9 protein-coding genes are annotated in these 11,339 nt (G+C 59.9%); 7 read left to right on the top strand and 2 right to left on the bottom strand.

Going from position 1 to position 11,339, the window contains the following annotated elements; translation table 11 throughout:
• Both IMW75_RS22465 and IMW75_RS22460 read left to right on the top strand, forming a co-directional pair.
• Positions 1 to 990: ATP-binding cassette domain-containing protein (locus IMW75_RS22465; RefSeq protein WP_205893806.1), on the top strand; the 990-nt coding region annotated here is incomplete at its 5' end.
• A 168-nt stretch (positions 991 to 1,158) separates the two neighbouring features.
• Positions 1,159 to 1,617 (top strand): REP-associated tyrosine transposase, encoded by a 459-nt coding sequence (locus tag IMW75_RS22460; RefSeq protein WP_205893805.1) that lies wholly within the window; start codon positions 1,159 to 1,161, stop codon positions 1,615 to 1,617.
• 88 nt (positions 1,618 to 1,705) lie between these two features.
• Here IMW75_RS22460 and IMW75_RS22455 read toward each other — a convergent pair whose 3' ends face one another.
• On the bottom strand, positions 1,706 to 3,634 hold the full coding sequence (locus IMW75_RS22455; protein ID WP_205893804.1) for a transglycosylase SLT domain-containing protein: 1,929 nt from the start codon (positions 3,632 to 3,634) through the stop codon (positions 1,706 to 1,708).
• A gap of 213 nt (positions 3,635 to 3,847) precedes the next feature.
• Between IMW75_RS22455 and IMW75_RS22450 the strand changes: the two genes are divergently transcribed.
• On the top strand, positions 3,848 to 5,767 hold the full coding sequence (locus IMW75_RS22450) for an ATP-binding cassette domain-containing protein (RefSeq protein ID WP_205893803.1): 1,920 nt from the start codon (positions 3,848 to 3,850) through the stop codon (positions 5,765 to 5,767).
• Between the two features lie 236 nt (positions 5,768 to 6,003).
• Here IMW75_RS22450 and IMW75_RS22445 read toward each other — a convergent pair whose 3' ends face one another.
• Complete coding sequence (locus tag IMW75_RS22445; RefSeq protein WP_045062405.1) at positions 6,004 to 6,444, bottom strand: universal stress protein; 441 nt, start codon at positions 6,442 to 6,444, stop codon at positions 6,004 to 6,006.
• A gap of 121 nt (positions 6,445 to 6,565) precedes the next feature.
• On the opposite strand from IMW75_RS22445, the gene IMW75_RS22440 reads away from it, so the two are divergent.
• The 4 genes from IMW75_RS22440 (at position 6,566) to IMW75_RS22425 (ending at position 11,227) form a co-directional block, all read left to right on the top strand.
• Positions 6,566 to 7,003, top strand: coding sequence for a hypothetical protein (locus IMW75_RS22440; RefSeq protein ID WP_045062407.1), 438 nt, complete (start codon positions 6,566 to 6,568; stop codon positions 7,001 to 7,003).
• 532 nt (positions 7,004 to 7,535) lie between these two features.
• Positions 7,536 to 9,683 (top strand): fatty acid oxidation complex subunit alpha FadB, encoded by a 2,148-nt coding sequence (gene fadB, locus IMW75_RS22435; RefSeq protein WP_045062410.1) that lies wholly within the window; start codon positions 7,536 to 7,538, stop codon positions 9,681 to 9,683.
• A gap of 32 nt (positions 9,684 to 9,715) precedes the next feature.
• Positions 9,716 to 10,891 (top strand): acetyl-CoA C-acyltransferase FadA, encoded by a 1,176-nt coding sequence (gene fadA / locus IMW75_RS22430; RefSeq protein WP_045062413.1) that lies wholly within the window; start codon positions 9,716 to 9,718, stop codon positions 10,889 to 10,891.
• A gap of 99 nt (positions 10,892 to 10,990) precedes the next feature.
• The gene (locus IMW75_RS22425) at positions 10,991 to 11,227 is read left to right on the top strand and encodes a DUF1653 domain-containing protein (RefSeq protein ID WP_045062415.1); all 237 of its coding nucleotides are present in this window, start codon (positions 10,991 to 10,993) and stop codon (positions 11,225 to 11,227) included.
• Positions 11,228 to 11,339: the final 112 nt, after the last annotated feature.

Below are 11,339 nucleotides of genomic sequence, written 5' to 3'. Positions count from 1 at the left end.
GTGGGGGTGATGTTGTGGGTGGGCGGCATGGACGTGATTGCCGGGCGGATTTCCGCGGGCGAGCTGGCGGCTTTCGTTTTTTACAGCCTGATCGTCGGCAGCGCGTTCGGCACCTTGAGCGAAGTGATTGGTGAACTGCAACGTGCCGCTGGCGCCGCCGAGCGCATTGCCGAGTTACTGCGCTCGGAAAACATCATTCAGCCGCCGACCTCGGGGCTGGTAACCCTGCCCGAGCGGGTCGCCGGCGACCTGGTGCTGGAGGATGTGCGTTTTTCCTACCCCTCGCGGCCGGACAGCTACGCGGTCGATGGCCTGAGCCTGACCATCCATGCCGGCGAAACCCTGGCCCTGGTCGGGCCTTCGGGGGCTGGCAAGTCGACGGTGTATGACCTGCTGCTGCGCTTCTACGACCCGATCGCCGGGCGCATCCTGCTCGATGGCGTGCCACTGACCCAGCTCGACCCCCTGGACCTGCGCCGCTGCTTCGCGCTGGTGTCGCAGAACCCGGCGCTGTTTTACGGCAGCGTTGAAGAGAACATCCGCTATGGCCGGCCGGACGCCACCCTGGCCCAGGTGCAGGAAGCGGCGAAAATCGCCTATGCCCACGACTTCATCGAACAGATGCCCGACGGCTACCAGACCCACCTCGGCGACGGCGGCCTGGGCTTGTCCGGCGGCCAGCGCCAACGCCTGGCCATCGCCCGCGCGCTGCTGGTGGACGCCCCCATCCTGCTGCTCGACGAAGCCACCAGCGCCCTCGATGCCCAGAGCGAACACCTGATTCAGCAAGCGCTGCCCAGCCTGATGAAAAACCGCACCACCCTGGTCATCGCCCACCGCCTGGCCACGGTGAAAAACGCCGACCGCATCGCGGTGATGGATCAGGGCAAATTGGTCGCCGTGGGGACGCATCAGGAGCTGATCGCGGGGAATGCGCTGTATGCGCGGTTGGCGGCGTTGCAGTTCAGTGATGGGCATGAAGGGGCGTGAATGAGTGGCACTGGCTGTCCCAATACCGACTAAGTAACCGACTAAGTAACCGACTAAGTAACCGACCAGGGATCGGCACTCGGAAATATGCAGAAATCGCGCAAATCAGCGGCTTTAAATCGCTGGGCTAACCTTGAGTAATCTGCATGTTTCAGGGAGGGCAACGGAATGCCCATCGCCGCAAACGGATGTCGCCTGCGTACGTCCAGATTTTCTGAGCAGGGTCGTATTTATCTGCTGACAGCAGTCACTCATCAGCGCCAGCCGGTGTTTGCTGACTGGCGCTTGGGCCGCCTGTTGGTGGATCAATTGCGCTGCGCCGATGAGGGGGCGGCGATCAGTTCCATGGCATGTGTTGTGATGCCGGATCATCTGCATTGGCTGATTGAGCTTAAGCACGGGACGCTCGCGGAATTGATGTGTCGCATCAAGTCCAGGAGCAGCCGTTCGATCAATCTGCTGCGTGGAGATCAGGGGCGAGTGTGGCAGAGGGGGTATTACGACCGCGCGTTGCGACGCGATGAAGATATCAAGGGGGCGGCGAGGTACATCGTCATGAATCCGTTGCGGGCGGGGTTGGTTCGGCGGGTTGGTGATTATCCGTTGTGGGATGCGATTTGGGTTTGAAGATCAGAAGCAAAAGTCAAAAGATCGCAGCCTTCGGCAGCTCCTACGGGGGCACCGCTGCGATCTTTTGATCTTGCTTCACCGTATCTTACTGATCATCAAAATACCGCTCATGCCAATCCACCAGCGGCTGCGGCGAATTGAGCTTCTGCCCGTAGATCACCGAATACGACAACACGTTCTGCACGTACTGCCGGGTTTCATCGAACGGAATGCTCTCCACCCACACGTCGAAACTCAGGTGATCGGCACCGCGCAGCCACTGGCGTACGCGGCCCGGGCCGGCGTTGTAGGCGGCGGAGGCGAGGACGCGGTTGCCGTTGAACTGGGCGTGGACCTGGCTCAGGTAGGCGGCGCCGAGTTGGATGTTCGTGTCCGGGTTGAGCACTTGCTGAGGCGAAGCCAGGGGAATGCTGAACTTGCGTGCAGTTTCCTTGGCGGTGGCTGGCATCAGCTGCATCAGGCCGCTGGCGCCGACGCCGGAGCGGGCGTCGTCCATGAAGGCGCTTTCCTGGCGGGTAATGGCGAAGACCCAGCTCGAATGCAGGCCGCGGACCTTGGCTTCACGCACCAGGGTTTCGCGGTGGGCCATCGGGAAGCGGATATCGAGGTCGTCCCAGTACTGCGCCTGGCTGATGGTGCGGATCGCCGGGAAATACCATTTCAGGTCATAGGCCAGTTTGGCCTGGGCGACCATTTCATCGCGGTTGAAGTGGCGGCTGACGTGATACCACTCGCGGCGACCGTCGACGATCTGCCCGCGAGCATGAAACTCCAGCGCGCGGCGAATGCCCGGTGTATTGCGCACAGTGTTGATCAGCGCCTGGCTCAACACCAGCGGCTTGTTGTTCAGCGAGTAGGGCGATTGCGAACGATCGGCGGCCAGGAAGCCATAGAAGTCACGCTCGCGGGCCAGGCCCTTGTACAGCGTCTGCGCTTCCGGGTTCTGCGGTTGGGCCAGTTCCAGGCTGCGGGCCTGCCAATAGCGCCACCGGTTGGTGGTCGCCAGGTCCTGGGGCAGGCGGCGAGTCAGCTGATAGGCATCATCCCAACGCGCCAGGCGCAGCAACAGGCGCAGGCGCCATTCGGAAACGGTGTTGTCGCGCAGCTCAGGGTCGTACTTGGTCATCACCTCCAGCGCCCGGGCGTCAAACCGGCGGGCGAGGGTCAGGCCGATTTCCCGGGCAATGGCAACTTTTTCATCGCGGGAAAAATGCATGCTGCTGGCATAGCCGTCGAGCAGGGCCATGGCCTTGTCCGGGTCCTGGCGCGCCAGGCGGCGCAGGCCAAGGCTGACGACGTCGGACATCGGCTCATCGGCCGGGGTGAAACGTGACGGCTGGTTGAGCAGCTCGGGCTTCTGCGCTACATCCACCAGCAAGCGGCCGCGGGGGGCGAGGGTGGTGAGGCCGTTGACCAGGCTGTTGGCCAGCGGATAGTTGCGCGCCTGGGCCGCGAGCTTGGTGCGCTCCCAGCGTTTCTGTTCAGTCAGTTGACCATCGGCGGCCCACACCCCGAACAAGCCGTCGCAGGCGGCAGGCAGGGATTTACCGGTGAGCCACAGCTTGTTGGCGTTGGCGTAGCCTTCGGATTTCTGGTTGTGACCGATCTGGTATTGCGCGTTCAGGCAATCCAGCTCGGTGAAGTTGAGCTTGGGGTCGTAATACTTGACGAAGGGTGCCCAGTCGCCGCGTTCGGCCAGCCAGCGCAACCAGCGCAGTTTCATCCAGTTGGCCTGGGGCAGGTCACCGTGCTCGGCGAGGAATTTCTCTATTTCGGCATTGCTGGCGGTTTTCAGGCGCGCGGTCAGTTCGTCATACGCCAGGTAAGGCTCCAGCGGATAATCGGCCAGGGCCTGGCTGTAGCGCATATAAGGGCCGGTATCGCCCTTGGCCAGCGCGCGCTTGGCTTCGTCGTAGTATTGGCGCTGGGTGGACAGGTCCACCGCCTGGGCTGATTGGATGGCAGAGGCAGAAAGAAGCAAACATGAAAAAAGACTGAAAAGGCGACTGCGCATGAGACATCCGGGCAGAGAAATCATGACAAGTGCGGGCAGGACCCCCACTGAATAATCTGTAGCTTAGCCTTTTGCCAGCGACCGGCGAAAGCTTTGCCGGCCTCTTGGCATCAGTTCGCAACATTTGTCATGCAGAGTGCCCCGACATTGAAATTGCCGGCCTTTTGCAGCCTCAAGTCAGGTAGAATGCGCGCCCGGTTTTTGGAGAAGCTCATGACCCTGCTCAAATTCAGCGATGTGTCCCTTGCTTTCGGCTCTACGCCGTTGTTGGACAAGGTGTCCTGGCAGATCGCCCGTGGAGAGCGGGTGTGCATCATCGGCCGCAACGGCACTGGCAAGTCCAGCATGATGAAGCTCGTCAAGGGCGACCAGAAGCCGGATGACGGCTCCGTTTGGCGTGCCCCCGGCCTCAAGATTGGCGAATTGCCGCAAGAATTGCCGGTAGCCGACGAGCGGACCGTGTTCGACGTGGTGGCTGAAGGCCTGGACGGCGTTGGTGAGCTGCTCGCGCAGTATCACCACCTGAGCCAGAACATCGTCACCGACGCCGACCTGGACAAGCTGATGCACGTCCAGCAAGACCTCGAAGCTCGTGACGGCTGGCGCTTGCAGCAATTGGTAGACAGCACCCTGAGCCGCCTGCAACTGCCGGCCGACAAGACCCTGTCCCAGTTGTCCGGCGGCTGGCGTCGTCGCGTGCTGCTGGCCCAGGCCCTGGTTTCCGAGCCGGACCTGCTGCTGCTCGACGAACCGACCAACCACCTGGACATCGGTGCCATCGCCTGGCTTGAAGAAGCGCTGAAGGATTTCCAGGGCGCCGTGCTGTTCATCACGCACGACCGTTCTTTCCTTCAGAACCTGGCGACCCGCATCCTGGAACTGGATCGCGGCGGCCTGATCGACTGGAACGGCGACTACGCCAGCTTCCTGGTGCACAAGGAAGCGTCGCTGGCCGCTGAAGAAACCGCCAACGCGCTGTTCGACAAGAAGCTGGCCCAGGAAGAAGTCTGGATCCGCCAGGGCATCAAGGCCCGTCGTACCCGTAACGAAGGCCGTGTTCGCGCATTGAAAGCATTGCGCGTCGAGCGTAGCGAGCGTCGTGAGCGCACCGGCAAGGCCAACATTCAGCTGGACACTGCCGACAAGTCCGGCAAGCAGGTGATGGTCCTCGAGAACGTGAGCTTCGCGCATCCGGACGGCCCGTTCCTGATCAAGGATTTTTCGATGGTCCTGGCGCGCGGCGACCGTATCGGCCTGCTTGGCGCCAACGGTACCGGCAAGACCACGCTGCTCAAATTGATGCTCAACGGCCTGCAGCCTACCAGCGGCACCGTGGAGGAGGGCACGCGCATCGACGTGGCCTACTTCGACCAGTTGCGTCATCAGCTGGACCTGGAAAAGACCGTGATCGACAACGTGGCCGAAGGCCGCGACTTTATCGACATCGACGGCCAGAGCCGCCACGTGCTGAGCTACCTGGGCGACTTCCTGTTCAGCCCGCAGCGTGCCCGCACGCCGGTCAAGGCGCTGTCGGGTGGTGAGCGTGCGCGTCTGTTGCTGGCCAAATTGTTCAGCAAACCGGCCAACCTGCTGGTGCTCGACGAACCGACCAACGACCTCGACGTGGAAACCCTCGAGCTGCTGGAAGAGGTCCTGCTGACCTTCAATGGCACCGTGCTGATGGTCAGTCACGACCGGGCATTCCTCGACAACGTGGTGACCAGCACCCTGGTCTTCGAAGGTGAAGGCAAGGTTCGCGAATACGTCGGTGGTTATCAGGACTGGCTGCGCCAGGGTGGCTCGCCGCGCCTGCTGGGCGTGACCGAGAGCAAATCGGGTAAAGCCGACCTGACGTCGGCGGTGGTGACTGCCGAGGCGGCGCCTGTGGCTGCTGCGGTTGAAGCGCCAGTGGCGAAGAAGAAACTCAGCTACAAGCTGCAGCGCGAGCTGGAAGCCTTGCCGGGCCAGATCGAAGCCATGGAGCAGCAGATCGCCGCGGTTGAAGCGCAAATGGCCAACAGCGCGTTCTACCAGCGTCCTGCGGCGGAAACCGCAGCGGTGATTGCTCAGCTGGAACAGTTGCAGGCGGAACTGGAAGTGATGGTGGAGCGTTGGGCCGAGCTGGACGCCTGATTAACCCCGCAATAAAAAAGCCCGGCGTCCAGTGATGAGCGCCGGGCTTTTCGTATGTACCGCGATCCCGTAGGAGCTGCCGAAGGCTCGGGCCGCGTTCGGACGATCTTTTGATCTTGCTTTAAAAAACCAGGCCCAGAATCGCAACCCCGTAGGAGCTGCCGAAGGCTGCGATCTTTTGATCTTGCTTTAAAAAACCAAGCCCAGGATCGCAGCTCCAACAGGGGATGGTGTTGTCAGTTCTTGTTGGCCAGGCGCACCGCCAGCACGTCACAGGGCGCGCCGTGCAGCACGTCATTGGCCGTCGAGCCCAGCAGCAATGCCAGGCCATGGCGGCCATGACTGCCCACCACGATCATGTCGCAACCTTGCTCCTTGGCCAGGTGATGGATTTCCTGGCGCGGTTGGCCGTAGGTCAGGTGGCTGAATTCCTTGGACAGCTCCGGGTACTTGATGATCAACCGGTCAAGTCGCTCGCGAGCCTGGTCAAACTGCTGCTGTTGCAGTTGCGACAGGTCCATGGGCACGTCGCCGCCAAAGGCCATGGCCATCGGTTCGACGATGTGCACCAGGGACAGCTTGGCACCGTTGCTCACCGACAGTTCGCGAGCACGGTGGATTACAGGGTCGCACTCTTCGGTTAGATCTACAGCGACCAGAATATGGTGGTAGGGCATGAGGTGCTCCTCCTGAGAATGGCAATAGTGATAAGTATGGCTGGTTTCAAGCGCAGCGGTTCCAAAGTGACCCGGACGCGCTCATTTAAAAAAACGATGCCTGTAAAAACGGAGTACTGATATGACGGTCTGGATAGTGGTGTCAATCCTGTTGGTGGTTTTGAGTCCGCTGGCATGGTTGCGGCCGTCCCGTGGCCAGAGCGGTCGCATGGCCCTGCGCATGGAGGCGCGACGCATCGGCCTGGCCATGCAACTGGCGCCCGTGGAGTGGCCGCACTGGCTCAGCCAGGAGCCGCCAAGCCCGTGCGCGCAGTACCATCGGCCACGACGCGGCAAGCAGCCGGCCTGCTGGAGTTACTGGCAAAAAGCCCCTGGGGTCTGGGTGAATCAGTGGCAGGAAGTCTGCGAGGATCAGGCGCTGCTGAATCATTTCGAAAAATTGCCAGACAACGTCTACAAGGTCGAGGCGGATCAGCAAATGATCACCTTGTATTGGGGTGAGAAGGGCGAGGCGAGTGTGTTGCAACAAATCGACGCCACCCTCAAAGCCCTGGCCTGAAACCGATCTGCCTGGCCTGCGGTGTTGCATCCACATTTCCCGAGACAATAAAAAGCCCGACATCAACATCGGGCCGGGTTGGCCAGGCAGGCCGGAAAACGGTGTGGGCTGATCTTACGCTTGGCATTCGTCCAAGCGTTGATAAATTTTCCTCCAGGTCCCCGCCAGCGTAGCCTCTTAAACGGAAGCTGCCGCGAATTAGGGCGACTTTTCTAACTATTGATTCTATGAATGGCCACACATGTACCCGCGTGTTGAAGATCTTCGCGTAACGGAAATGACCGCAAAGTCGCATTTGCGCCCCTGTTTTGGGCGATTGACAATTGTCTGAAATTCCGTGAAGGTGACGTACCCAAATCAAACGGGCGTATGAATTGAGCGTTTGCATTGCGCATCGCTCCTACGAATCCCGACTATCGCGTTGGCGGGTGTGACGGGTGGATTGGCGTAGCATCGACGAATAACGTCCTGCCAAGCCATTCGCCTGCGTCCGACGTGTACTGTTCAGCTTCCATATCGTGGAGATCAGTTGATGATTTACGAAGGTAAAGCCATCACGGTTACGGCTCTTGAAAGTGGCATCGTCGAATTGAAATTCGACCTCAAGGGTGAGTCCGTCAACAAGTTCAACCGTCTAACCCTGAACGAACTGCGTCAGGCCGTAGACACCATCAAGGCAGATGCTTCGATCAAGGGTGTGATCGTCAGCAGCGGCAAGGACGTTTTCATCGTCGGCGCCGACATCACCGAATTCGTCGAGAACTTCAAGCTGCCCGATGCAGAGCTTGTTGCAGGCAACCTCGAAGCCAACAAGATATTCAGTGATTTCGAAGACCTCAACGTCCCGACTGTCGCCGCGATCAACGGTATCGCCTTGGGTGGCGGTCTGGAAATGTGCCTGGCGGCGGACTACCGCGTCATGTCCACCTCGGCCAAGATCGGCCTGCCGGAAGTCAAGCTGGGCATCTACCCTGGCTTCGGCGGCACCGTGCGCCTGCCGCGCCTGATCGGTGCCGACAACGCCATCGAATGGATTGCCGCCGGCAAGGAAAACCGTGCTGAAGACGCGCTGAAAGTTGGCGCTGTAGACGCAGTGGTGGCTCCTGAGAAACTGCAGGAAGCGGCCCTTGAACTGATCAAGCGCGCCATTTCCGGTGAGTTTGACTACAAGGCCAAGCGCCAGCCGAAGCTGGAAAAGCTCAAGCTGAACGCGATCGAACAAATGATGGCTTTCGAAACCGCCAAAGGTTTCGTGGCCGGTCAGGCTGGCCCGAACTACCCGGCGCCGGTTGAAGCGATCAAGACCATCCAGAAAGCCGCGAACTTCGGTCGCGACAAGGCTCTGGAAGTCGAAGCGGCAGGTTTTGTGAAACTGGCCAAGACCTCTGCTGCGCAGAGCTTGATCGGTCTGTTCCTGAACGATCAGGAACTGAAGAAAAAGGCCAAGGCCTACGACGAAATCGCTCGCGACGTGAAGCAGGCTGCCGTATTGGGCGCTGGCATCATGGGCGGCGGCATCGCCTATCAGTCGGCTTCCAAAGGTACGCCGATCCTGATGAAGGACATCAACGAGCACGGTATCGAGCAGGGCCTGGCTGAAGCCGCCAAGCTGCTGGTTGGCCGCGTTGATAAAGGCCGCATGACGGCGGCGAAAATGGCCGAAGTGCTCAACGGCATTCGTCCAACCCTGTCCTACGGCGACTTCGGTCACGTGGACCTGGTGGTCGAAGCCGTGGTCGAGAACCCGAAAGTCAAGCAGGCCGTACTGGCCGAAGTGGAAGACAAGGTCAAAGAGGACACTATCCTCGCGTCCAACACCTCGACCATTTCCATCACCTTGCTGGCCAAGGCCCTCAAGCGTCCGGAAAACTTCGTCGGCATGCACTTCTTCAACCCGGTGCACATGATGCCGCTGGTTGAAGTGATCCGTGGCGAGAAGTCCAGCGAGCTGGCTGTTGCCACCACCGTTGCCTACGCCAAGAAAATGGGCAAGAACCCGATCGTGGTCAACGACTGCCCGGGCTTCCTGGTGAACCGCGTGCTGTTCCCGTACTTCGGCGGTTTCGCCAAGTTGGTCAGCGCTGGTGTGGACTTCGTGCGCATCGACAAGGTCATGGAAAAATTCGGCTGGCCGATGGGCCCGGCTTACCTGATGGACGTGGTCGGCATCGACACCGGTCACCACGGTCGTGACGTGATGGCTGAAGGCTTCCCGGATCGCATGAAAGACGACCGCCGTTCGGCGATCGACGTGCTCTACGAAGCCAAGCGCCTGGGCCAGAAAAACGGCAAGGGCTTCTACGCCTACGAGACCGACAAGAAGGGCAAGCAGAAGAAAGTGGCCGACCCGTCGGTGCTGGAAGTGCTCAAGCCGATCGTTTACGAGCAGCGCGAAGTCACTGACGAAGACATCATCAACTGGATGATGATCCCGCTGTGCCTGGAAACCGTGCGTTGCCTGGAAGACGGCATTGTCGAAACCGCCGCCGAAGCCGACATGGGTCTGGTCTACGGTATTGGTTTCCCTCCATTCCGTGGCGGCGCGCTGCGCTACATCGATTCGATCGGTGTTGCCGAGTTCGTTGCCCTGGCTGACCAGTACGCTGATTTGGGCGCGCTGTACCACCCGACCGCAAAACTGCGTGAAATGGCCAAGACTGGCCAGCGGTTCTTCGGTTAAGCGTCCCAACACTTGAGCGAGAGTGAAATTTTATGAGCTTGAATCCAAGAGACGTCGTGATTGTCGACTTCGGTCGTACGCCGATGGGCCGCTCCAAGGGCGGCATGCACCGCAACACCCGTGCCGAAGACATGTCGGCGCACCTGATCAGCAAACTGCTGGAACGCAACGTCAAGGTTGATCCTAACGAAGTCGAAGACGTGATCTGGGGCTGCGTCAACCAGACCCTGGAACAGGGCTGGAACATCGCCCGTATGGCGTCCCTGATGACGCAGATCCCGCACACCGCTGCCGGCCAGACCGTCAGCCGCCTGTGTGGCTCCTCGATGAGCGCGCTGCACACTGCTGCGCAAGCGATCATGACCGGCAACGGTGACGTATTCGTGGTTGGCGGCGTCGAGCATATGGGTCACGTGAGCATGATGCACGGTGTCGATCCGAACCCGCACATGTCGCTGTACGCGGCAAAAGCCTCGGGCATGATGGGCCTGACCGCGGAAATGCTCGGCAAGATGCACGGCATTACTCGCGAACAGCAGGACGCCTTTGGCGTGCGCTCCCACCAGCTCGCTCACAAGGCGACGGTGGAAGGCAAGTTCAAGGACGAGATCATCCCGATGCAGGGCTACGACGAGAACGGTTTCCTGAAACTGTTCGACTACGACGAAACCATTCGTCCGGAAACCACCCTGGAAAGCCTGGCGGCGTTGAAGCCAGCGTTTAACCCCAAGGGCGGCACCGTGACAGCCGGTACTTCGTCGCAGATCACCGATGGTGCCTCGTGCATGATCGTTATGTCGGCGCAACGTGCACAGGACCTGGGCATCCAGCCGCTGGCGGTGATCCGCTCGATGGCAGTGGCAGGTGTGGACCCGGCGATCATGGGCTATGGTCCAGTACCGGCCACCCAGAAAGCACTTAAACGTGCGGGCCTTGGTATCAACGATATCGACTTCTTCGAGCTCAACGAAGCTTTCGCCGCACAGGCCCTGCCAGTGCTGAAAGATCTGAAAGTGCTCGACAAGATGAACGAGAAGGTTAACCTGCACGGCGGCGCGATCGCCTTGGGTCACCCGTTCGGTTGCTCCGGAGCGCGTATCTCCGGCACTCTGCTGAACGTGATGAAGCAAAATGGCGGCAGCCTCGGGGTTGCCACCATGTGCATTGGTCTCGGCCAAGGCATCTCCACCGTCTTCGAACGCGTTTAAGCGTTACGTTGATGGAAGCCGGGGCCAAGTGCCCCGGTTTTTGTTTTTCTGAAATTTTTTTTATTTTTATTTTGAAAAGATTTGTGCGAGGGCCAAACCATGCTTTTACAACCTGGGCTCTACCAACATTACAAAGGTCCGCAGTACCGCGTATTCAGCATTGCGCGACATTCGGAAACAGAAGAAGAAGTGGTCTTCTACCAAGCCCTGTATGGTGATTACGGCTTTTGGGTGCGTCCCTTGAGCATGTTCCTGGAGTCGGTCGAGGTTGACGGCGAACAGGTGCCACGCTTTGCTTTGGTGCAGGCCGAACCGAGTGTTTTTTCGAAGGTATAAGCTGAGTGCGCGCCGAACCCTGCGCTTGACCTCATCTTGTAGCCACTATATATAGCGGTGCCGCGTCAGGCGCCAACCGCCTTTCACTTCTAGAATTCAGGAATTTTCTGAT

The organism is Pseudomonas gregormendelii, assembly GCF_017114825.1.
GTDB classification, from domain to species: domain Bacteria; phylum Pseudomonadota; class Gammaproteobacteria; order Pseudomonadales; family Pseudomonadaceae; genus Aquipseudomonas; species Aquipseudomonas gregormendelii.
The sequence above is the reverse complement of the archived record's forward strand: the minus strand, read 5'-3'. Positions and strand labels throughout refer to the sequence as shown.